Origin of the sequence: Streptococcus mitis (genome assembly GCF_946190335.1) — a bacterium.
GTDB lineage: Bacteria > Bacillota > Bacilli > Lactobacillales > Streptococcaceae > Streptococcus > Streptococcus mitis_CH.
This window is the reverse complement of sequence record NZ_CAMHZN010000001.1, coordinates 282383-304278: the sequence shown is the minus strand read 5'-3', so window position 1 is coordinate 304278 and position 21896 is coordinate 282383. Positions and strand designations below refer to the sequence as shown.

The 21896-nt window shown below is 41.1% G+C and carries 20 protein-coding genes; 16 read left to right on the top strand and 4 right to left on the bottom strand.

The genetic code is table 11. From position 1 onward, the window contains the following. Window positions 1-382 precede the first annotated feature (382 nt). A complete protein-coding gene (deoD, locus tag N8O43_RS01590) occupies window positions 383-1093 on the top strand; it encodes a purine-nucleoside phosphorylase (protein ID WP_000022094.1) in 711 nt (236 codons plus the stop codon). Window positions 1094-1118: 25 nt separating this feature from the next. Here the strand turns inward: deoD and N8O43_RS01585 are convergent, their stop codons facing one another. The 3 genes from N8O43_RS01585 to coaA form a co-directional block, all read right to left on the bottom strand. Beyond that, entirely contained in the window at window positions 1119-1643 is a 525-nt protein-coding gene (locus N8O43_RS01585) for a DNA topology modulation protein (protein ID WP_261089196.1), read from the bottom strand. Between the two features lie 52 nt (window positions 1644-1695). Next, complete coding sequence (gene rpsT, locus N8O43_RS01580; RefSeq protein WP_001274000.1) at window positions 1696-1932, bottom strand: 30S ribosomal protein S20; 237 nt, start codon at window positions 1930-1932, stop codon at window positions 1696-1698. 67 nt (window positions 1933-1999) lie between these two features. Further along, window positions 2000-2920: a type I pantothenate kinase gene (gene coaA, locus N8O43_RS01575; protein ID WP_261045184.1), complete on the bottom strand. Its 921-nt coding sequence runs from the start codon at window positions 2918-2920 to the stop codon at window positions 2000-2002. Between the two features lie 200 nt (window positions 2921-3120). On the opposite strand from coaA, the gene N8O43_RS01570 reads away from it, so the two are divergent. The 9 genes from N8O43_RS01570 (at window position 3121) to N8O43_RS01530 (ending at window position 11471) form a co-directional block, all read left to right on the top strand. Beyond that, entirely contained in the window at window positions 3121-3525 is a 405-nt protein-coding gene (locus tag N8O43_RS01570) for a hypothetical protein (RefSeq protein ID WP_261089195.1), read from the top strand. A 193-nt stretch (window positions 3526-3718) separates the two neighbouring features. Then, complete coding sequence (locus tag N8O43_RS01565; protein ID WP_314726002.1) at window positions 3719-4309, top strand: class I SAM-dependent methyltransferase; 591 nt, start codon at window positions 3719-3721, stop codon at window positions 4307-4309. Beyond that, complete coding sequence (locus N8O43_RS01560; protein ID WP_261089193.1) at window positions 4306-5583, top strand: pyrimidine-nucleoside phosphorylase; 1278 nt, start codon at window positions 4306-4308, stop codon at window positions 5581-5583. Before N8O43_RS01565 ends, N8O43_RS01560 begins: the two co-directional genes overlap by 4 nt. A gap of 19 nt (window positions 5584-5602) precedes the next feature. Then, complete coding sequence (gene deoC, locus N8O43_RS01555) at window positions 5603-6265, top strand: deoxyribose-phosphate aldolase (RefSeq protein ID WP_261089192.1); 663 nt, start codon at window positions 5603-5605, stop codon at window positions 6263-6265. Next, a complete protein-coding gene (locus N8O43_RS01550; protein ID WP_000246088.1) occupies window positions 6252-6641 on the top strand; it encodes a cytidine deaminase in 390 nt (129 codons plus the stop codon). Before deoC ends, N8O43_RS01550 begins: the two co-directional genes overlap by 14 nt. 89 nt (window positions 6642-6730) lie before the next feature. Next, window positions 6731-7783 (top strand): BMP family lipoprotein, encoded by a 1053-nt coding sequence (locus tag N8O43_RS01545; protein ID WP_261089191.1) that lies wholly within the window; start codon window positions 6731-6733, stop codon window positions 7781-7783. Between the two features lie 142 nt (window positions 7784-7925). Further along, complete coding sequence (locus N8O43_RS01540) at window positions 7926-9461, top strand: ABC transporter ATP-binding protein (RefSeq protein WP_261089190.1); 1536 nt, start codon at window positions 7926-7928, stop codon at window positions 9459-9461. Then, window positions 9454-10512: an ABC transporter permease gene (locus tag N8O43_RS01535; RefSeq protein WP_261089186.1), complete on the top strand. Its 1059-nt coding sequence runs from the start codon at window positions 9454-9456 to the stop codon at window positions 10510-10512. Before N8O43_RS01540 ends, N8O43_RS01535 begins: the two co-directional genes overlap by 8 nt. A gap of 2 nt (window positions 10513-10514) precedes the next feature. Continuing rightward, window positions 10515-11471 carry an ABC transporter permease gene (locus tag N8O43_RS01530; protein ID WP_033677420.1) on the top strand — a complete coding sequence of 319 codons (957 nt, stop codon included), beginning with the start codon at window positions 10515-10517 and terminating at the stop codon, window positions 11469-11471. A gap of 33 nt (window positions 11472-11504) precedes the next feature. Here the strand turns inward: N8O43_RS01530 and plsY are convergent, their stop codons facing one another. Then, a complete protein-coding gene (plsY, locus tag N8O43_RS01525) occupies window positions 11505-12146 on the bottom strand; it encodes a glycerol-3-phosphate 1-O-acyltransferase PlsY (protein WP_227325480.1) in 642 nt (213 codons plus the stop codon). A gap of 135 nt (window positions 12147-12281) precedes the next feature. On the opposite strand from plsY, the gene parE reads away from it, so the two are divergent. The 6 genes from parE to N8O43_RS01495 all read left to right on the top strand — a co-directional run bounded on the left by parE (window position 12282) and on the right by N8O43_RS01495 (window position 21822). Then, a complete protein-coding gene (gene parE / locus N8O43_RS01520; RefSeq protein ID WP_261053843.1) occupies window positions 12282-14225 on the top strand; it encodes a DNA topoisomerase IV subunit B in 1944 nt (647 codons plus the stop codon). Between the two features lie 18 nt (window positions 14226-14243). Continuing rightward, window positions 14244-15068: a hypothetical protein gene (locus N8O43_RS01515; RefSeq protein WP_045611417.1), complete on the top strand. Its 825-nt coding sequence runs from the start codon at window positions 14244-14246 to the stop codon at window positions 15066-15068. Between the two features lie 87 nt (window positions 15069-15155). Further along, complete coding sequence (locus N8O43_RS01510) at window positions 15156-15974, top strand: aminoglycoside 6-adenylyltransferase (RefSeq protein WP_261089184.1); 819 nt, start codon at window positions 15156-15158, stop codon at window positions 15972-15974. Window positions 15975-16203: 229 nt separating this feature from the next. Next, complete coding sequence (gene parC / locus N8O43_RS01505; protein ID WP_261008798.1) at window positions 16204-18675, top strand: DNA topoisomerase IV subunit A; 2472 nt, start codon at window positions 16204-16206, stop codon at window positions 18673-18675. Between the two features lie 134 nt (window positions 18676-18809). Continuing rightward, complete coding sequence (locus tag N8O43_RS01500) at window positions 18810-19832, top strand: branched-chain amino acid aminotransferase (protein WP_261008797.1); 1023 nt, start codon at window positions 18810-18812, stop codon at window positions 19830-19832. Between the two features lie 22 nt (window positions 19833-19854). Continuing rightward, window positions 19855-21822 carry a peptide ABC transporter substrate-binding protein gene (locus N8O43_RS01495; RefSeq protein WP_084930114.1) on the top strand — a complete coding sequence of 656 codons (1968 nt, stop codon included), beginning with the start codon at window positions 19855-19857 and terminating at the stop codon, window positions 21820-21822. Window positions 21823-21896 lie beyond the last annotated feature (74 nt).

Sequence of the window (21896 nt, the reverse complement as noted above, 5' to 3'; positions counted from 1 at the left end):
TAGTCAATGATTTGATTTAAAAGATTAAAAAAACTCTCAATTTATTTATAACTGCTTTAAATAAAAATGAAGTAGGCCTATTGGAATCTTGATTGAATCCGATTTTTCCTAGTTATGAAATATAAAAATAAAAAAAGAAAGGTAGAGCGTGTGTTCTGATTTGAACACGAGCGGAAAACTTTTCTAAAAACTCAGAAGAGAAGGGAGTTCGGATTTGAATAAAAGCCGCTCTAATCTTCTCAATATCATCAAAATTAAGAAAGAAAGGAATTGACCCCACCCTAAAAGCAGTGGGAAAAAGATAGTTGGTCTAGCGAGCATCGCTCACTGCACCCAACTCCTATTTTCCCTTTGCTTTTTGACGGGTTTGGTATGTTATATTATGTCTATCCATATTGCTGCTCAGCAGGGTGAAATTGCTGATAAAATTCTTCTTCCTGGGGATCCTCTTCGTGCTAAGTTTATTGCGGAGAATTTCCTTGAAGATGCTGTTTGTTTTAACGAAGTGCGTAACATGTTTGGTTACACTGGTACTTACAAGGGCCACCGTGTATCAGTCATGGGAACTGGGATGGGGATGCCATCTATTTCGATTTATGCGCGTGAGTTAATTGTTGACTACGGTGTGAAGAAATTGATTCGTGTGGGAACTGCTGGTTCTTTGAATGAAGATGTTCATGTCCGTGAATTGGTTTTGGCGCAGGCAGCTGCAACCAACTCTAACATCATCCGCAATGACTGGCCACAGTACGATTTCCCACAAATCGCTAGCTTTGATTTGTTGGATAAGGCTTATCATATTGCCAAAAATCTCGGTATGACAACTCATGTTGGGAACGTTTTGTCATCTGATGTCTTTTATTCAAACTACTTTGAAAAGAACATCGAACTTGGTAAATGGGGAGTCAAGGCTGTGGAAATGGAAGCAGCAGCCCTTTACTATCTGGCAGCCCAACACCATGTTGATGCGCTAGCTATTATGACTATCTCTGATAGCTTGGTCAATCCAGATGAAGACACGACTGCAGAAGAACGCCAAAATACCTTCACCGATATGATGAAGGTTGGATTAGAAACCTTGATTGCAAAATAATTATAGCCAAAAAGGAAGCCCTTCTTTATGAATTGGAGGACTTCCTTTTCTTATCCAGAAATTGATCTATCTCTTTTTGTGATCTGAGGATGACCACTTTATATGGATAGGTTTCTTGAACCCACTTGTAGCGTTCCTTAGCGGATTTGCTCCGTCCGTCCCAAAGAATCCATCGGATAAACTCCCAATTAAACTGTTCTTGACAACCAACTGCCATACTTTCTCTGACCTTACCTCGATATGTGAGATAACGTTTAAAGGCTCGAAAGAGACAGGTCAATGGCGAAAAATTGAGAAAGATGATTTGGTCAGCTTCTTTCATTCTTTCTTCGTAATAGCACCAAGAATAATTACCATCTATGACCCAAGTTTCCTGCTTGGTGAGAAAGTTTTTCATCTCGGTCAGCATCCATTCACGGTCGCTGTCTTGCCAACCAGGTTGAAATTGGAGTGTGTCCATGTGAAGTTTTGGAATGGAGTAGTAGTGAGATAACTTTTCTGCTAGAGTTGACTTACCAGCACCAGAATATCCGATAATTGCGATTTTCATTTTCTACTCTTTCTTATATGGAGACAAAAAAACAGCCTCTATGGACTGTTTCTTATTTAGCAAGTTTAGCTGAAAGACGAGCTTTGTCGCGGCTTGCTTTGTTTTTGTGAATCAAACCTTTAGTTTCTGCTTTATCGATAGCTGAGCTAGCAGCACGGAAAAGTTCTTCAGATGGGTTTGCTTCGAAAGCTTTGATAGCAGTACGCATAGCTGATTTTTGAGCTGAGTTCTTTTCGTTTTGTTTAACGTTCAATTCAGCACGTTTGATAGCTGATTTAATGTTTGCCAATGTTCTTACCTCCATATTTACTAACTATACCATTATATCTGAAAACTTACATTTTGACAAGGGAAAATTATTTTTTTAAGTAAATTTCATCGATTTCATGGTTCTTTGTTTTATGAAGAATCACTTCTGCACGATTTCTGGTCGGTTCAATATAATTTTGTAAATTTGTGAGATTGATACTGGTCCAGACCTGATGGGCAAAGGATTCCACTTCCCCAATCGGCATTTGTGTAAAACGATAATAGTAGCTATCAGGGTCGTTTTGGGCTAGGCTCAGCATTTTCAAGAAACGGTCTAGATACCAACTCTCAATGTCATCAACTGAAGCATCAACATAGATGGAAAAGTCAAAGAAGTCAGTAATATAGAGACGCTCGTTTTGTGGATTTTGAAAGACGTTAATCCCCTCGACAATCACAAAGTCAGCAGCTTTGACGCTTTGCTTTTCCTCAGGTACGATGTCGTAGACTTCATGAGAATAGACAGGAATATCTACATCTTGTCCATTTTTGATGCGGTCCAAGAAGTTGAGAAGAGCTTCCATATCATAGCTTTCAGGAAATCCCTTACGATTTAAAATCCCCTGCTCAATCAAGGTCTGGTTGGGATAGAGAAAGCCATCAGTTGTTACCAACTCAACCGTAGCATCTGTAAGTGTACGGGATAGTAGGATTTGAAGTAGGCGACTGGTTGTGGATTTTCCAACGGCAACACTCCCAGAAACCCCAATGATAAAAGGCTGGGCTTTACTTTCACGTTGAAGGAAAATTCCTTTTGAAAAGGCCAAATCATCCTTGGTACGTTTGTAAATCTGGATGAGATGGGCTAGGGGTAGATAGACATCGGTAACATCCTGTAAGCTAATCTGGTCATTAAAACTCTTGATGGATTCTAATTCCTCTTCTGTCAAAGGAGGTGTTGTCTTTCGATGTAACGATTGCCAAGTCTGGCGGCTGATTTTTTCAAAATGTAAAAATTCGTTGGTCATTTGTTTTCCCCTAGATATTTTGTCTATCATACCATAAAAAGCTAAAAAAATAAAGCGGTTTCTTGAATGTAGTAAGTCAATATTATATAATAGAGGTGGATAGAGGTTGACCAATTTATTGATGAAGTAGGAGATAGTTTCTACTGATTTATAAACTTATAAAGGGGGCTTTTTAGTTCACAACTTATAGGGGGTGTACTATGAAAATCTTAAAACGTTACATATTGGAACTTTGTTTTATTTTAAGTTTTGCACTACCTTTTATAAAAGGGGCGAATGCAGATAATGGTAGACGTTTTGTGGAAACCTATTACGGTTTTACTTTTTTGATGGAACATGCCATTGTAACAGCTGTCTTTATCTGTTCGCTCTTGATTGCTTTCTTCCTAAAAAAACGGTGGACGAAATGGCTTGCTGCTGGTAGTTATTTCTTTTTAGTTCTATGGATTGCTACAGAGGGTTATTTCTTCCGCATGTCACTAGAAGATTTGATACGACTTTGGACAAGTTTGGAATTCCTGACAAAAACGTATCAGTTGGGCTTTTATCTAAACATCCTGTTGGGAATTTTGTTGATAATAAAGTATTTGAAGGTTAAGCAATAGACATCAAAATGAGCCTGATTACAGACTGTAGACTATGAGAGATTTGTGCTCCTACATGCTTTGTCATTCGTTTATAAGAGCTGAAAGAGATTGAAGAAAAGGTCTTCTTGACTAGGTTTCTTCAGCCTTTTTCATTTTGTCATCAATTTGTAAACGATTTACAATTTAAGGCAAATTATGGTAAAATAGTTTCATGAGTAAAATGTATTATGCAGAAAATCCTGATGCTGCTCACGACATTCATGAGTTGAGAGTGGACTTGTTGGGAGAAAAAATGACCTTTTTAACGGATGCGGGTGTTTTTAGCAAGAAAATGGTTGACTTCGGAAGTCAACTCTTGCTCAAGTGTCTGGAGGTCAACCAAGGAGAAACTGTCCTTGATGTAGGCTGTGGTTATGGGCCTTTGGGTTTGTCCTTGGCTAAGGCTTATGGAGTTCAGGCGACCATGGTCGATATCAATAATCGTGCCTTGGATTTGGCGCGACAAAATGCTGAACGAAATAAAGTAGAAGCGACGATTTTCCAGTCCAACATCTATGAACAAGTTAAAGGAAAATTTGACCATGTCATTTCCAACCCCCCTATTCGTGCGGGCAAGCAAGTTGTTCATGAAATCATTGAGAAAAGCAAAGATTTCTTGGAAACTGGTGGGGATTTGACTATCGTTATCCAGAAAAAACAAGGAGCTCCAAGTGCCAAGTCCAAGATGGAAGATGTGTTTGGCAATTGTGGAGTCGTCAAAAAAGATAAGGGATACTATATCCTTAGAAGTGTGAAAGAATGAGAGCAGTTGATTTAATCCAAAAGAAACGAGATGGTCAAGAGCTGACTTCGAGTGAAATTGAGTGGTTAGTTGAAGGCTATGTGTTAGGAACTGTCCCTGATTATCAGATGTCTGCCTTTGCTATGGCAGTTTATTTCAAAGGAATGACGACTCGAGAAATATCTGATTTGACCATGAAAATGGTTCAGACAGGTCAAGAGTTTGATTTATCAGCTATTGATGGGGTTAAGGTTGACAAGCATTCTACGGGTGGTGTTGGTGATAAGGTGACCTTGATTTTGGCTCCTCTTGTTGCAAGCTTTGGTGTTCCTGTGGCAAAAATGAGTGGTCGTGGTCTCGGCCATACTGGCGGAACAATTGATAAATTGGAGTCCGTTAAGGGCTATCAAGTAGAGCGTAGTCAAGAAGATTTTATTCGTCAGGTTCAGGATATTGGTGTATCTGTCATTGGGCAATCAGACCAGCTTGTCAAAGCAGATAAGCTTCTCTACGCCCTCCGTGATGTGACCGCAACTGTCGACACGATTCCTTTGATTGCGAGTTCGGTGATGAGCAAGAAAATCGCGGCAGGAGCGGATGCTATTTTGCTAGACGTAACTGTCGGTGAGGGTGCCTTCATGAAGACGGTTGATGAGGCGCGTGAACTGGCTCAAACCATGGTGGATCTTGGTAAGGCTGTTGGTCGAAAAACAGTCGCAGTGATTACGGATATGAGCCAGCCCTTGGGACGAGCGATTGGAAACCGTCTGGAAATCCTTGAAGCATTGGAGATTTTACAAGGTCAAGGTCGTCAGGATATTACCCACTTCATTTGTGAATTGGCTCAAATTATGCTTGGCCTGACAAATGTACATAAAACAGTTGAAGAAGTTCGCCAACATCTTGAAAATGGCCAAGCACTAGCTAAGTTTGAGGAGATGGTCAAAGCCCAAGGTGGAGACTTGGAAGACCTCTATCGTCCTGTAAATGTAGCCCATGTAGTGGAAATCCCTGCTCAGGAAACGGGTGTCATTTCAGCTCTTCCAGCTATGGAATTTGGGCTTTATGCTATGAGACTGGGGGCAGGCCGTGCAGTCAAGTCTGATGCCTTAGACTATGAAACTGGAATTGTTTTTGAAAAGAAAGTTGGAGATGCCGTTCAAAAGGGAGAAATTGTTGCAAAAGTATACACAAATGGGAAAATCTCCCCTCAGCTAGTTACAGATTTTCAAAAATATGTTAAAATAAATGATAGGGTGCAAAGTTTACGAGAAATTATAGAAATTATCTCATAAACGACAGGAGAATCCGGATATGAAATTAAATAAATATATCGATCATACGCTTTTGAAGCAAGATGCGACAGAAAAACAAATTGATTGTTTGTTGTCTGAGGCTAGAGAGTATGATTTTGCCAGTGTTTGCGTCAATCCGACCTGGGTTGAATATGCTAAAACAGGGCTTGAAGGCACTGATGTCAAGGTCTGCACAGTAGTAGGTTTCCCCTTGGGAGCAACAACTTCAGCCGTGAAAGCATTTGAAACCAAAGAAGCAATTCAAAATGGCGCAGATGAGATTGATATGGTGATCAATGTCGGTGCCCTCAAATCAGGAAATCTTGATTTGGTTGAATCAGACATTCGCGCAGTAGTAGAAGCAAGTGGTGACAAGTTGGTTAAAGTCATCATTGAAGCTTGCTTATTGACAGACCAAGAAAAAGTTGTGGCTTGTCAATTAGCCCAGAGAGCGGGGGCTGACTTTGTCAAAACATCCACTGGCTTTTCAACTGGTGGCGCTACGATAGCGGATGTTCAATTAATGCGCGAAACAGTTGGACCTGATATGGGTGTCAAGGCAGCTGGTGGAGCTCGTTCTTATGCAGATGCTCTTGCCTTTGTCGAAGCAGGTGCGACACGTATCGGAACGTCAGCTGGTGTAGCCATTTTAAAAGGAGAATTGGCAGATGGCGACTACTGAGTTGATTGAACTAGCAATTGAAACCAGCAAACATGCCTATGTCCCCTATTCTCACTTTCCTATCGGAGCAGTTTTAGTGGCAAAAGACGGAAGTGTTTACACGGGAGTGAATATCGAAAATGCTAGCTATCCTTTGACCAATTGCGGTGAGAGAACAGCCATTTTTAAGGCTATATCTGAAGGGCAAAGAGAATTTTCAGAATTGATTGTCTATGGACAGACTGAAAAACCAATCTCACCATGTGGTGCTTGTCGCCAAGTAATGGTCGAATTTTTTGAACAAGATCTAAAAGTGACTTTAGTCGCAAAAGATAAATCGACGGTCGAGATGACGGTCGGGGAGTTACTTCCATACTCTTTTACAGACTTAAACTAGTCTGAGTCGCTCTCTGAGTGGCACGGTCCTTGTGGCCAACCAATCCATACTTGCAACATCGTTGCACATCTTATTTAGGAGGTTCAGTAATGAACAAGAAACAATGGCTAGGCCTTGGTCTAGTTGCAGTGGCAGCAGTTGGACTTGCTGCATGTGGTAACCGCTCTTCTCGTAACGCAGCTTCATCTTCTGATGTGAAGACAAAAGCAGCAATCGTCACTGATACTGGTGGTGTTGATGATAAATCATTCAACCAATCAGCTTGGGAAGGTTTGCAAGACTGGGGTAAAGAACACAATCTTTCAAAAGATAAAGGCTTTACTTATTTCCAATCAACAAGTGAAGCTGACTACGCTAACAACTTGCAACAAGCGGCTGGAAGTTACAACCTAATCTTCGGAGTTGGTTTTGCCCTTCACAATGCAGTTAAAGATGCAGCAGAAGAGCACACTGATTTGAACTATGTCTTGATTGATGATGTGATTAAAGATAAAAAGAATGTTGCTAGCGTAACATTTGCTGATAATGAATCTGCTTACCTCGCAGGTGTGGCTGCAGCAAAAACAACTAAGACAAAACAAGTTGGTTTTGTAGGTGGTATGGAGTCAGAAGTTATCTCTCGTTTTGAAGCAGGATTCAAGGCTGGTGTTGCCTCGGTAGATTCATCTATCAAAGTACAAGTTGACTATGCTGGTTCATTTGGTGATAATGCCAAAGGTAAAACAATTGCAGCGGCACAATACGCAGCTGGTGCAGACGTTGTTTACCAAGTAGCTGGTGGTACAGGTGCTGGTGTCTTTGCAGAAGCAAAATCACTCAACGAAAGCCGTCCTGAAAATGAAAAAGTTTGGGTTATCGGTGTTGACCGTGACCAAGAAGCAGAAGGTAAATACACTTCTAAAGATGGTAAAGAATCAAACTTTGTTCTTGTATCTACTTTGAAACAAGTTGGTACAACTGTAAAAGATATTTCTAACAAGGCAGAAAAAGGTGAATTCCCTGGCGGTCAAGTGATCGTTTACTCATTGAAAGATAAAGGGGTTGACTTGGTAACAACTAACCTTTCTGAAGAAGGTAAAAAAGCTGTCGAAGATGCTAAAGCTAAAATCCTTGATGGAAGCGTAAAAGTTCCTGCAAAATAATGGATGGAAGTTATTTCTTAGGAAGCGGCCATCGGCCGCTTTTTAAGAGTTGAGACAAAGTCATTTTGTCTCAGTAAAGCTTGCTACTAGACAAACTAGCAAGTTTTATTGAAATAAAATAAGACTCTGAAAGGAAGAGCACATGGCACACGAAAATGTCATTGAGATGCGTGATATTACCAAGGTGTTTGGTGAATTTGTTGCCAACGACAAAATCAACCTGCACCTACGTAAAGGTGAAATTCATGCACTTTTAGGAGAAAATGGGGCTGGAAAGTCCACGCTCATGAACATGTTAGCAGGACTTCTTGAACCAACCAGTGGTGAAATTGTGGTCAACGGTCAAGTTGTCAACCTCGACTCACCATCTAAAGCAGCTAGCTTGGGAATCGGAATGGTTCACCAGCACTTTATGTTGGTAGAAGCCTTCACAGTGGCTGAAAACATCATTTTAGGTAGTGAATTGACTAAAAATGGTGTGCTAGATATTGCTGGAGCTAGCAAAGAAATCAAGGCTCTTTCTGAACGTTATGGCTTAGCTGTTGACCCTTCTGCCAAGGTTGCAGATATCTCAGTTGGAGCCCAACAACGTGTAGAAATTTTAAAAACCCTTTATCGGGGGGCTGATATCCTTATCTTTGACGAACCAACGGCTGTCTTGACTCCATCAGAAATTGATGAGTTGATGTCTATTATGAAAAATCTTGTCAAAGAAGGAAAATCAATTATCTTGATCACCCACAAGTTGGACGAGATTCGAGCAGTTTCTGACCGCGTTACAGTTATCCGTCGTGGGAAATCAATTGAAACCGTAGAAATTGCAGGGGCTACCAATGCTGATTTGGCAGAAATGATGGTGGGTCGTTCTGTTTCCTTTAAAACAGAGAAACAAGCCTCTCAACCAAAAGAAGTGGTTTTGTCTATCAAAGATTTGGTGGTCAATGAAAACCGTGGTGTTCCAGCTGTTAAAAATTTGTCCTTGGATGTTCGTGCTGGAGAAATTGTTGGTATTGCGGGGATTGATGGAAATGGTCAGTCTGAACTGATTCAAGCCATTACAGGTCTTCGCAAGGTTGAATCTGGTAGCATTGAGCTAAAAGGAGATTCAATTGTAGGCTTGCACCCACGACAAATTACAGAGTTGAGTGTTGGGCACGTTCCAGAAGACCGTCACCGTGATGGCTTGATTTTGGAAATGATGATATCTGAAAATATTGCCCTTCAAACCTACTATAAAGAACCACATAGTAAAAATGGAATTTTGAACTATTCAAATATTACTTCTTATGCTAAAAAGCTAATGGAAGAATTTGATGTTCGTGCTGCCAGTGAATTTGTGCCTGCAGCTGCACTCTCAGGAGGAAATCAACAAAAAGCAATTATTGCTCGTGAAATTGATCGTGATCCTGATCTCCTTATCGTCAGCCAGCCAACTCGTGGTTTGGATGTCGGTGCCATTGAGTATATCCACAAGCGCTTGATTGAAGAGCGTGATAATGGCAAGGCTGTCCTTGTTGTCAGCTTTGAATTGGATGAGATTTTAAACGTCTCAGACCGTATTGCCGTTATCCACGATGGTAAAATTCAAGGTATTGTATCACCAGAAACAACCAACAAACAAGAACTTGGTGTCTTGATGGCTGGTGGAAACTTGGGAAAGGAGAAGAGTGATGTCTAAAAAATTACAACAAATTTCGGTTCCCTTGATTTCTGTCTTACTAGGAATTTTACTCGGAGCCATTGTTATGTGGATCTTCGGTTATGATGCTATTTGGGGCTACGAAGAATTGTTCTATACAGCCTTTGGTAGTCTGCGTGGGATTGGAGAAATCTTCCGTGCTATGGGGCCTCTAATCCTGATTGGTCTTGGTTTTGCCGTTGCCAGTCGCGCCGGTTTCTTTAACGTTGGGCTTCCTGGTCAGGCTTTGGCAGGTTGGATTCTCAGTGGTTGGTTTGCTCTGTCGCATCCAGATATGCCACGTCCCTTGATGATTCTAGCAACCATCGTGATTGCCTTGATTGCTGGTGGGATTGTCGGAGCGATTCCAGGTATTCTTAGGGCCTATCTAGGGACGTCAGAGGTTATTGTAACCATCATGATGAACTACATCGTCTTGTATGTAGGAAATGCCTTTATCCATGCTTTCCCTAAAGACTTCATGCAAAGTACAGATTCGACCATTCGTGTTGGGGCTAATGCAACCTATCAGACACCTTGGTTATCTGAGTTGACTGGTAACTCGCGGATGAATATTGGTATTTTCTTTGCCATTATTGCTGTTGCAGTCATTTGGTTCATGCTCAAGAAAACGACTCTTGGTTTTGAAATCCGTGCGGTTGGTCTTAATCCTCACGCATCAGAATATGCTGGTATTTCTGCCAAACGAACGATTATCCTCTCAATGATTATTTCAGGTGCCTTGGCAGGTCTTGGTGGAGCTGTTGAAGGGCTTGGAACCTTCCAGAATGTCTATGTTCAAGGGGCATCATTAGCTGTCGGATTTAACGGGATGGCGGTTAGTCTGCTTGCGGCCAACTCACCAATTGGTATTCTATTTGCAGCCTTCCTATTTGGTGTTCTCCAAGTTGGAGCCCCTGGTATGAATGCGGCGCAGGTACCGTCTGAGCTTGTCAGCATTGTAACAGCGTCTATTATCTTCTTTGTCAGTGTTCATTACCTTATCGAACGCTTTGTCAAACCTAAAAAACAAGTTAAAGGAGGTAAGTAAAGATGTCTATTACAACCTTGCTCACCCTCTTGGTGTCTTCTATGCTGATTTACTCAGCGCCCCTCATCTTTACAAGTATCGGTGGTGTTTTCTCTGAACGTGGTGGTGTGGTAAACGTCGGCCTTGAAGGAATTATGGTTATGGGTGCCTTTTCTGGAGTTGTCTTTAATCTTGAATTTGCAGAACAATTTGGAGCAGCAACTCCATGGCTATCCTTGCTTGTAGCAGGATTGGTTGGTGGTCTCTTCTCTATCATCCACGCAGCAGCGACGGTTCATTTCCGTGCAGACCATGTTGTCAGCGGTACGGTATTGAACTTGATGGCGCCAGCCTTGGCTGTTTTCTTGGTGAAAGTACTTTATAACAAAGGACAAACCGACAACCTAAGTCAGACTTTTGGACGCTTTGATTTCCCAGTCTTGGCAAATATCCCAGTGATTGGTGATATCTTCTTCAAGTCAACTAGTCTACTTGGTTATCTAGCGATTGCCTTCTCATTCCTTGCTTGGTTTATCCTCTTCAAGACTCGCTTTGGTCTTCGTCTCCGCTCTGTCGGTGAACACCCTCAAGCAGCGGATACTTTGGGAATCAATGTCTACAAGATGAGATATTTAGGGGTTATTATTTCAGGTTTCCTAGGTGGAATTGGCGGAGCGATTTATGCTCAATCCATCTCAGTTAACTTCTCGGTGACAACTATTGTTGGACCTGGATTTATCGCCCTTGCTGCGATGATTTTCGGGAAATGGAATCCAATCGGAGCCATGCTATCTAGTCTCTTCTTTGGACTTTCACAAAGTTTGGCTGTTATCGGTTCTCAATTGCCGTTCCTACAAGGTGTGCCAACAGTTTATCTTCAAATCGCACCTTATGTTTTGACAATTCTTGTCTTGGCAGCCTTCTTTGGAAAAGCAGTTGCACCAAAAGCAGATGGTATTAACTATATCAAATCAAAATAAGCATACAAAAAACGTCAGTTCAGAACTGGCGTTTTATTTTTTAGGATGTTGATGGGTTAGGTTTAATCCCCAAGGGACTAAATTTTCAGTCTTGTTTTTGATACGAGCGATATTATCCTTATGACGAATGATAATCAAACTAGCAAGTACTAGGATAATAGCGATGAAGAGAGGGTCATAGTTATTCAGGATAAAACCAAAAAGTGGAAAGAGTAGAACTCCGATGACGGCTGCGATAGATGCTGTGACACTAGACAGTGAAATCATACTACCAAGATAGAGGGTTCCAAAGAAAACAACTGCTAGATAGAGACAGAAGACAGGTGCAAATCCGAAAACCACTCCAGCACTAGTTGCGACAGCCTTGCCACCCTTAAATCCAGCAAAGATAGGGAAGGTATGACCAATAACAGCCAAAAGTCCAAAGATGAGAGGCGAAACGCCTTGCAGATGAAACATAATCGGAAGAAGTGTTGCTAGGGTTCCTTTGAAAAAGTCAATCACAAAGGTTGCCATACCAGCTTTCTTACCTAAAATACGGAAGGTATTGGTTGTTCCAGTGTTACCAGAACCATGCTCGCGCAGATTGATTTGAAAGAATACTTGTCCAATCCAGAGACCAGACGGAATCGAACCCAGCAAATAGGCTAGGATTAATAAAACTATTGTAATCATACTCCTATTATATCATGAAATGGAGAAGAAAGGCAGAGAATCTCTTCTGAAATTGTCACACCGGAGAAAGAAAAATTTTGCAAAATCCTTGGAAAACTTGTAGAATAGTAAAGATGAACGAATAGGAGGTTCCTTGTGTCAAAAAAGGAAATCAATATTAACAATTATAATGATGATGCCATTCAGGTGCTAGAAGGGTTGGATGCGGTCCGTAAACGTCCAGGTATGTACATTGGGTCGACCGATGGCGCTGGTCTCCATCACCTCGTCTGGGAAATCGTTGATAATGCAGTCGATGAAGCCTTGTCTGGATTTGGTGATCGTATTGATGTGACCATCAATAAAGATGGGAGTTTGACTGTGCAAGACCACGGACGTGGGATGCCGACAGGTATGCACGCTATGGGAATCCCAACAGTTGAGGTTATCTTTACTATTCTTCACGCCGGAGGAAAATTCGGTCAAGGAGGCTATAAAACTTCTGGTGGTCTCCACGGGGTTGGATCTTCCGTTGTAAACGCCCTATCAAGCTGGTTGGAAGTTGAAATTACTCGTGATGGTGCAGTTTACAAGCAACGTTTTGAAAATGGTGGCAAACCTGTTACGACTTTGAAGAAAATCGGTACAGCGCCTAAGTCTAAGACAGGTACCAAGGTTACGTTTATGCCTGATTCGACTATCTTTTCTACGACAGACTTCAAGTACAATACCATTTCAGAGCGCCTCAATGAATCAGCTTTTCTCTTAAAAAATGTGACCTTATCTCTGACGGACAAACGAACAGATGAAGCGATTGAATTCCACTATGAGAATGGGGTACAAGACTTTGTTTCTTATTTGAACGAAGACAAGGAAACCTTGACGCCAGTCCTTTACTTTGAAGGGGAAGACAATGGTTTCCAAGTGGAAGTAGCTCTCCAGTACAATGATGGATTTTCAGATAACATTCTGTCCTTTGTCAATAACGTTCGCACCAAGGACGGTGGAACACATGAGACTGGGCTCAAGTCTGCCATTACCAAGGTTATGAATGACTATGCGCGTAAGACAGGCCTCCTCAAGGAAAAAGATAAGAACCTAGAAGGTTCAGACTACCGTGAGGGACTAGCAGCCGTTCTTTCTATTCTTGTTCCTGAAGAACACCTCCAGTTTGAAGGACAGACCAAGGATAAACTTGGAAGCCCGCTTGCTCGTCCCGTTGTGGATGGAATTGTGGCGGATAAGTTGACCTTCTTCCTCATGGAAAATGGGGAACTGGCTTCTAACCTCATCCGTAAGGCTATCAAGGCTCGTGATGCTCGTGAAGCGGCACGTAAGGCGCGTGATGAGAGCCGAAATGGTAAGAAAAATAAAAAGGATAAGGGCTTGCTGTCTGGGAAATTGACCCCAGCCCAGTCTAAGAATCCAGCTAAGAATGAACTCTACCTAGTCGAGGGTGATTCTGCCGGAGGTTCTGCCAAACAAGGCCGTGATCGTAAGTTCCAGGCAATCTTGCCTCTTCGTGGTAAGGTTATCAATACAGCCAAAGCCAAGATGGCGGATATCCTCAAAAATGAAGAAATCAATACCATGATTTATACCATTGGTGCGGGTGTTGGAGCAGATTTCTCCATTGAAGATGCCAACTATGACAAGATCATTATCATGACCGATGCGGACACCGACGGTGCCCACATTCAGACTTTACTCTTGACATTTTTCTACCGCTACATGCGTCCGCTAGTTGAGGCAGGACACGTCTATATTGCCCTTCCGCCTCTTTACAAGATGTCAAAAGGTAAAGGCAAGAAAGAAGAAGTGGCCTACGCATGGACAGACGGAGAACTTGAAGAACTCCGCAAGCAGTTCGGTAAAGGCGCTACCCTACAGCGCTATAAAGGTCTTGGTGAGATGAATGCAGACCAACTCTGGGAAACAACCATGAATCCAGAAACCCGTACCCTCATACGTGTCACCATCGAAGACCTAGCACGCGCCGAACGCCGCGTCAATGTCCTCATGGGCGACAAGGTCGAACCACGACGTAAGTGGATTGAAGACAATGTTAAGTTTACGCTGGAAGAAGCGACGGTGTTTTAAGATAGTATAGGAGATATTATGGCGAGACGAAATTATTTTGATATTTTGAACCAGATGGAGTTTGATCCACAGAGAGAACTGAAAAATTTAGTGGACTTACTTAAAATGGAGAATAATTTGGGCCACGGCTATTATACAACAATAAATAGTGCCATTTCTGATAATTTCTTAGATTATCCTAATCGATCAACGTTCACCAGTTATTCACAAATGATAGAAGTTATTATTTCAAACATCTATGATACAACTGAACAACTATTTGTTTTCTCTGAGTTATTAGTCGATATATTTAATAATCTTGAGGGAAAATTTACAGAAAAAGAATGTCAGTTTATTCAAGTTATATTTGATAATATTACAAGATTCTTAGAATTATCAAATCATGAACTGATCACTTTAGAAAATGGTGACAAGATCATTGTTGAAAAGAATGTTTATGCCTCAGAAGTTTCTCAGATTATATCTGAGACAAATATACAAGATGCAATAAAGGTTTTAGAATATAATCATTTTGCAAATAAGGGAAATATTCAGCGTAAGAAAGAAATACTTATTGCTTTAGCGAACTACCTTGAACCGTTTAGGAGAGAACTAAATAATTCTGAAGAATTAAAAGATATTATGAAAGTTAATAATCAAAAGGTTATCGCGTTTGAAAAACTTTTTGAAATGTATAGTAATTTTGGTTTAAGGCACAATAATTCAAATCAATATCATCTTGATTTGGCTGATGATGAATTGGAACAATGGTACGATGACGTCTATACTTCGACTTTATTTGTTATTTTAAGCATGGATGAATCTAGAATTTTGTCGAAATTAAAAACTTTGAGAGAAGAATAGCTAAATCTTTTATAATTGATTAACTAATTTAACTTGAGAAATAGTATGCTAATATACAGGAATATCAAATAAAAAACAGGTGTTACCATGAGAACAGAATCCAAAATGTTGAATCTAATTTTACACACAGCAAAAAGTCTAAAAGTCGAGGCTGTCGCCATGTCTGGTTCACGAACTGATGCAAAAGCACTAAAAGATGAGTTTCAAGATTACGACGTGGTCTATGTTGTGGAGGATTTAGATGCCCTGACGAGTGACCTTTCTTGGTTGGACCAGTTTGGCAAACGCATTATCGAGCAAGAAGTTAGGTTGGGACATCGCCGTCTATTTCTCATGCTCTCTGAGGATGGTAACCGCATTGATTTGACTCTTTGCCCAAAAGAGCACATCAAAGAGTGGGTGGATAGTGAGGCAGGATTCACTGTTTTAGAAGATCCAGAACATTTATTTGAACCCTATTCTCAAAATCTAGAGCGTTACTGGACAAGCCCAGCTAGTGCGATAGAGTTTGAAAAAGTCTGCAATGAATTTTGGTGGGTGTCAGCCTACGTGGTCAAAGGAATCTGTCGTAAGCAAGTCATCTATGCCACTGACCATCTCTATGGTATTTGTCAGCAAGAGTTGTTAAAAGTCTTAGCTTGGCAGGTTGCAAGTAATAGGGGAGTGGTCGATATAGGCAAGAATTATAAGTATCTTTTTAACTATTTACCTACTGAGAAAGGAAAGGAATTCTCAAGTCTACTTGATTTCTCAAATAGTGACAAAATCACTCAGTCTTTGTTTGATACGATGCAACTTTTCCACCAAGAGGCTCAGTCCCTTTCTCAAAAGATGGATTATGACTACGATAAAGAAGTAGCTGAGAAGATGATTCAATACGTTGAGGAGAGACTTCTTAATTGCTGACTAATTTAAAAGATTAAACTACAGAAAGGATTGTTTGGTTTCTTACGGTAACTGAACATGGGACTAATTCCCGTAAAATACTCTTCACTGTATAAAAACTACTCTACATTCTTTGAAAGGAGTTGAACACGCCCTAAATGCTAGGTGAAAAAGATAAATTCTCTTGTGAGCTTTCTTACTTCAAGAATTTTCTATTTTCACTTGGTATTTTACGGGCTCTGTATCCTATATGAGTAACATTCAAAACATGTCCCTTGAGGACATCATGGGAGAGCGCTTTGGTCGCTACTCCAAGTACATTATTCAAGACCGGGCTTTGCCAGATATTCGTGATGGATTGAAGCCGGTTCAGCGCCGCATTCTTTATTCGATGAATAAGGATGGTAATACCTTTGACAAAAGTTACCGTAAGTCGGCCAAGTCTGTCGGGAATATCATGGGGAATTTTCACCCACACGGTGACAGTTCTATCTATGATGCTATGGTTCGTATGTCACAGGACTGGAAAAACCGTGAGATTTTGGTCGAAATGCACGGTAATAACGGTTCTATGGACGGAGATCCGCCTGCGGCTATGCGTTATACCGAGGCGCGTTTGTCTGAAATTGCTGGCTACCTTCTTCAAGATATCGAGAAAAAGACAGTTCCTTTTGCTTGGAACTTTGACGATACGGAGAAAGAGCCGACAGTCTTGCCAGCAGCCTTTCCAAACCTTTTAGTCAATGGTTCGACTGGGATTTCGGCTGGATATGCCACAGATATTCCACCCCATAATTTAGCTGAGGTCATTGATGCCACTGTTTATATGATTGACCACCCGACAGCTAAGGTGGATAAACTCATGGAATTCTTACCAGGACCAGATTTCCCTACAGGAGCTATCATCCAAGGGCGTGACGAAATCAAGAAGGCCTATGAAACTGGGAAAGGGCGCGTGGTTGTTCGTTCCAAGACTGAGATTGAAAAGCTAAAAGGTGGTAAGGAACAAATCGTTGTCACTGAGATTCCTTATGAAATCAATAAGGCCAATCTGGTCAAGAAAATCGATGATGTTCGTGTCAATAACAAGGTGGCAGGGATCGCTGAGGTTCGTGATGAGTCTGACCGTGATGGTCTTCGTCTTGCTATTGAACTCAAGAAAGATGCTAATACCGAGCTCGTTCTCAACTATCTATTCAAATATACTGACCTACAAATCAATTACAACTTTAACATGGTGGCGATTGATAATTTCACACCTCGTCAGGTCGGGATTGTCCCAATCTTGTCTAGCTATATTGCCCACCGTCGCGAAGTCATCTTGGCACGTTCCCGCTTTGACAAGGATAAGGCTGAAAAACGTCTCCATATCGTGGAAGGTTTGATTCGTGTCATCTCTATTTTAGATGAAGTCATTGCCCTTATCCGAGCTTCTGAGAACAAGGCTGATGCCAAGGAAAACCTCAAGGTCAGTTATGATTTTACGGAAGAGCAGGCTGAAGCTATTGTTACCTTGCAACTTTACCGTTTGACCAATACAGACGTAGTTGTCTTGCAGGAAGAAGAAGCAGAACTTCGTGAAAAGATTGCCATGCTTGCTGCTATCATTGGAGATGAACGGACCATGTACAATCTCATGAAGAAAGAACTTCGTGAGGTTAAGAAGAAATTTGCCACTCCGCGTTTGAGTTCGTTAGAAGATACTGCGAAAGCAATCGAGATTGACACAGCTAGTCTGATCGCTGAGGAAGATACCTACGTCAGCGTGACCAAGGCTGGTTACATCAAGCGTACCAGCCCGCGTTCTTTTGCAGCTTCAACGCTAGAGGAAATTGGCAAACGTGATGATGACCGTTTGATCTTTGTACAAGCTGCTAAGACAACCCAGCATCTCTTGATGTTCACGACTCTTGGAAATGTCATTTATCGACCAATTCATGAATTGGCAGATATTCGCTGGAAGGATATCGGAGAGCATCTGAGCCAAACCATCACAAACTTCGAAACTAACGAAGAAATCCTTTATGTGGAAGTCGTGGATCAGTTTGATGATGCGACAACCTACTTTGCGGCGACTCGTCTTGGTCACATCAAGCGTGTAGAGCGAAAAGAGTTCACTCCATGGCGGACCTATAAATCTAAGTCAGTCAAGTATGCTAAGCTCAAAGACGAGACAGACCAGATTGTAGCAGTGGCTCCAATTAAACTGGATGATGTTCTCTTGATTAGTCAAAACGGTTATGCCCTGCGTTTTAATATCGAAGAGGTTCCGGTTGTTGGTGCCAAGGCGGCAGGGGTCAAGGCTATGAACCTGAAAGAAGATGACATCCTCCAATCTGCCTTTATCTGTAACACCTCATCATTCTATCTCTTGACTCAACGTGGAAGTTTGAAACGTGTTTTTATTGATGAAATTCCGGCAACCAGCCGTGCCAAACGTGGCTTACAAGTCTTGCGTGAGTTGAAAAACAAACCGCATCGTGTCTTCTTGGCAGGAGCAGTTGCAGAACAAGGCTTTATTGGTGATCTCTTCAGTACAGATGTGGAAGAGAACGACCAAACTCTGCTTGTTCAATCAAACAAAGGAACAATCTATGAAAGCCGATTGCAAGACTTGAACTTGTCAGAACGCACTAGCAACGGAAGTTTCATTTCTGATACGATTTCAGATGAAGAAGTTTTTGACGCTTATCTTAAAGAAGTATTTACAGAAGCCAAATAAGTGAAATGAAGAATCAGTTCTCAGAGCTGATTCTTTTTATTGAAGAAATTTTCTGAAAATTACAAAATATACTTGCTATTTTAGAAAAATAGTGTAGAATATAAGAAATAGGTTTTTAGAATAAGGAGTGGAATATGACAGTAACGATTGATTGGGAAAACCTTGGTTTTTCCTATATGAAATTACCTTATCGCTATATTGCTCATTTTAAAAATGGACAATGGGATAAAGGAGAGCTTACAGAAGATGCAACCTTGCATATTTCAGAGTCTTCTCCAAGTCTCCACTATGGACAACAAGCATTTGAAGGTTTGAAAGCTTATCGCACTAAGGATGGCAGCGTTCAACTGTTCCGTCCTGATGAAAATGCTAAACGCTTACAACGTACATGTGACCGTCTCTTGATGCCACAAGTTCCAACAGAAATGTTTGTAGAAGCATGTAAGGCAGTTGTCCGTGCGAATGAAGAATATGTACCTCCATACGGAACAGGTGGAACATTATATCTTCGCCCTCTTTTGATTGGAGTAGGAGATATTATTGGGGTTAAACCAGCAGAAGAGTACATTTTCACTATCTTTGCCATGCCAGTTGGAAATTACTTTAAGGGTGGATTGGTTCCAACCAACTTCTTGATTCAAGATGAATACGACCGTGCCGCTCCAAATGGTACAGGTGCGGCTAAGGTTGGTGGAAACTATGCTGCAAGTCTCTTGCCAGGGAAATTGGCCAAGTCACGACATTTCTCAGATGTTATCTATCTAGACCCATCGACACATACAAAGATTGAAGAAGTCGGCTCAGCTAACTTCTTTGGAATTACAGCTGATAATGAGTTTGTAACACCATTGAGTCCTTCTATCTTGCCATCTATTACCAAGTATTCTTTGCTTTATTTGGCAGAACACCGCTTGGGCTTAACTCCTATTGAGGGGGATGTCCCAATTGATAAGCTTGACCGTTTTGTAGAGGCAGGTGCCTGTGGTACAGCAGCAGTTATTTCGCCAATTGGTGGAATTCAGCACGGTGATGATTTCCATGTTTTCTATAGTGAAATAGAAGTAGGTCCTGTGACTCGTAAATTATATGATGAATTGACAGGAATTCAGTTTGGCGACATTGAAGCGCCAGAAGGTTGGATTGTAAAAGTAGATTAAAATTAACTAAAGGAGATTTTTTATGAAATCGAAAAAGTGGCTCTTAACAGCAGGAGTGGTCCTGAGCACAACAGCTCTATTAGCAGCTTGTGGAAAAGCTGATAAAGAAGCAGATGCACCGACAACATTTTCATATGTCTATGCAGTAGATCCTGCGTCTTTGGACTATAGTGTAGCGACTCGTACATCTACAACAGATGTCATCGGGAATGTGGTTGATGGATTGATGGAAAATGACCAATACGGAAATGTTATTCCTTCCTTAGCTGAAGATTGGTCTGTCTCAAAAGATGGTTTGACTTATACCTATAAACTTCGTAAAGGAGTTAAATGGTACACATCAGAAGGCGAAGAATATGCAGAAGTAACAGCCCATGACTTTGTGACAGGACTAAAACACGTAGCTGACGGAAAGTCAGACGGTGTCTCTCTCATCCAAAATTCAATCAAGGGCTTGGATGCCTACATGACTGGTGAGACCAATGATTTCTCTACAGTTGGTGTTAAGGCCTTGGACGATTATACAGTTGAATATACCCTAAATAAACCAGAAAGTTTCTGGAACTCTAAAGTCACAACAGCAACGATGTTGCCTGTAAATGAAGAGTTTTTGAAGGCATCAGGTAAAGATTATGGAGCAGTTACTCCAGCAGGGATTCTTTACAATGGTCCTTATATCTTGAAGACCTTGACATCTAAATCGTTAATCGAATACGAGAAAAATCCAAACTACTGGGATAAAGAAAAGGTAAAAATCGAGAAAATCAAATTGACCTACTACGATGGTTCTGATCAGGAATCGTTGATTCGTAGCTTCTCTTCAGGTGCCTATACGACAGCCCGTCTCTTCCCAAGTAGCTCAAACTTTGCTTCAACTTTGGAACAATACGGAGATAAAATCACTTATAGCCCACAGGACTCAAGTAGTTATTACTTCACCTTTAACGTAAATCGTCAGTCATATAATAAAACTGCGAAAACAAGTGAAGAGCAAAAGACTTCTACTAAAGAAGCTATGCTTAATAAGGACTTCCGTCAGGCTATCAACTTTGCCTTCAACCGCCATTCTTATGCTGCCCAGCTAAATGGTGAAGACGGTGCGGATAAGATTATTCGTAACAGCCTTGTTCCTGACAACTTTGTACAAGCAGGTGGGAAAAACTTTGGTCAAATCGCTCAAGCAGAGTTGGTGAACTATGGTGACCAGTGGAAAGGTGTTGAGCTAGTTGACGGTAAGGATTCTATCTACAACCCTGATAAGGCTAAAGCTGCGTTCGAAAAAGCTAAGAAAGACTTGGAATCTAAAGGGGTAACTTTCCCAATTCACTTGGATGTCCCAGTTGAACAAACAGACACCATCGCCGTTCAACAAAGTAACTCTTTCAAACAGTCAATTGAATCAACTCTTGGTGCTGAAAATGTTGTCATCGATGTTCTTCAAATGACAGATAATGAAAAGGAAACAATCACTTCACAAGCGCGTGTTCCTTCTCAAAAAGACTATGATTTGAACAGTACAGGATGGGCTCCAAGTTATCAAGACCCAGCATCTTACTTGAATATCATGGATCCTAAATCAGGTTCTGCCATGAAGCACCTCGGTATTACTAAAGGGAAAGATAAGGATGTCGTAGCGAAACTTGGTTTGGACCAGTATAAGAAATTATTGGATGATGCCGATTCAGAAACTACAAATCTTGAAGAGCGCTATGAAAAATATGCCAAGGCTCAAGCTTGGTTGACAGATAGTTCATTATTGATGCCAACAGCTTCATCAGGTGGTTCTCCAGTTGTAAGTAATGTCGTGCCATTCTCAAAACCGTACTCACAAGTTGGTATTAAGGGTGACCCATATATCTTTAAAGGAATGAAATTGCAAAAAGATATCGTTACAACAAAAGAATATGAAGAAGCACTGAAAAAATGGCAAAAAGAAAAATTGGAATCAAACGGTAAGTACCAAAAAGAACTAGAAAAACACATTAAATAAAGCAGAAAACTCTATATCAGACTTGGAATGATATAGAGTTTTTTCTTGCTAGTTTTGGGATTTTCTTGTAAAAT

Excerpts from the sequence above, each read along its gene's own strand:
- N8O43_RS01545 (WP_261089191.1), top strand. The coding sequence starts at position 6,731 with ATGAACAAGAAACAATGGCTAGGCCTTGGTCTAGTTGCAGTGGCAGCA.
- N8O43_RS01535 (WP_261089186.1), top strand. The coding sequence starts at position 9,454 with ATGTCTAAAAAATTACAACAAATTTCGGTTCCCTTGATTTCTGTCTTA.
- N8O43_RS01585 (WP_261089196.1), bottom strand. The coding sequence starts at position 1,643 with ATGAAAATCGCAATTATCGGATATTCTGGTGCTGGTAAGTCAACTCTA.
- coaA (WP_261045184.1), bottom strand. The coding sequence starts at position 2,920 with ATGACCAACGAATTTTTACATTTTGAAAAAATCAGCCGCCAGACTTGG.
- N8O43_RS01560 (WP_261089193.1), top strand. The coding sequence starts at position 4,306 with ATGAGAGCAGTTGATTTAATCCAAAAGAAACGAGATGGTCAAGAGCTG.
- plsY (WP_227325480.1), bottom strand. The coding sequence starts at position 12,146 with ATGATTACAATAGTTTTATTAATCCTAGCCTATTTGCTGGGTTCGATT.
- N8O43_RS01495 (WP_084930114.1), top strand. The coding sequence starts at position 19,855 with ATGAAATCGAAAAAGTGGCTCTTAACAGCAGGAGTGGTCCTGAGCACA.
- N8O43_RS01565 (WP_314726002.1), top strand. The coding sequence starts at position 3,719 with ATGAGTAAAATGTATTATGCAGAAAATCCTGATGCTGCTCACGACATT.
- deoD (WP_000022094.1), top strand. The coding sequence starts at position 383 with ATGTCTATCCATATTGCTGCTCAGCAGGGTGAAATTGCTGATAAAATT.
- N8O43_RS01500 (WP_261008797.1), top strand. The coding sequence starts at position 18,810 with ATGACAGTAACGATTGATTGGGAAAACCTTGGTTTTTCCTATATGAAA.
- N8O43_RS01550 (WP_000246088.1), top strand. The coding sequence starts at position 6,252 with ATGGCGACTACTGAGTTGATTGAACTAGCAATTGAAACCAGCAAACAT.
- N8O43_RS01530 (WP_033677420.1), top strand. The coding sequence starts at position 10,515 with ATGTCTATTACAACCTTGCTCACCCTCTTGGTGTCTTCTATGCTGATT.
- N8O43_RS01570 (WP_261089195.1), top strand. The coding sequence starts at position 3,121 with ATGAAAATCTTAAAACGTTACATATTGGAACTTTGTTTTATTTTAAGT.
- parC (WP_261008798.1), top strand. The coding sequence starts at position 16,204 with ATGAGTAACATTCAAAACATGTCCCTTGAGGACATCATGGGAGAGCGC.
- N8O43_RS01510 (WP_261089184.1), top strand. The coding sequence starts at position 15,156 with ATGAGAACAGAATCCAAAATGTTGAATCTAATTTTACACACAGCAAAA.
- deoC (WP_261089192.1), top strand. The coding sequence starts at position 5,603 with ATGAAATTAAATAAATATATCGATCATACGCTTTTGAAGCAAGATGCG.
- N8O43_RS01515 (WP_045611417.1), top strand. The coding sequence starts at position 14,244 with ATGGCGAGACGAAATTATTTTGATATTTTGAACCAGATGGAGTTTGAT.
- N8O43_RS01540 (WP_261089190.1), top strand. The coding sequence starts at position 7,926 with ATGGCACACGAAAATGTCATTGAGATGCGTGATATTACCAAGGTGTTT.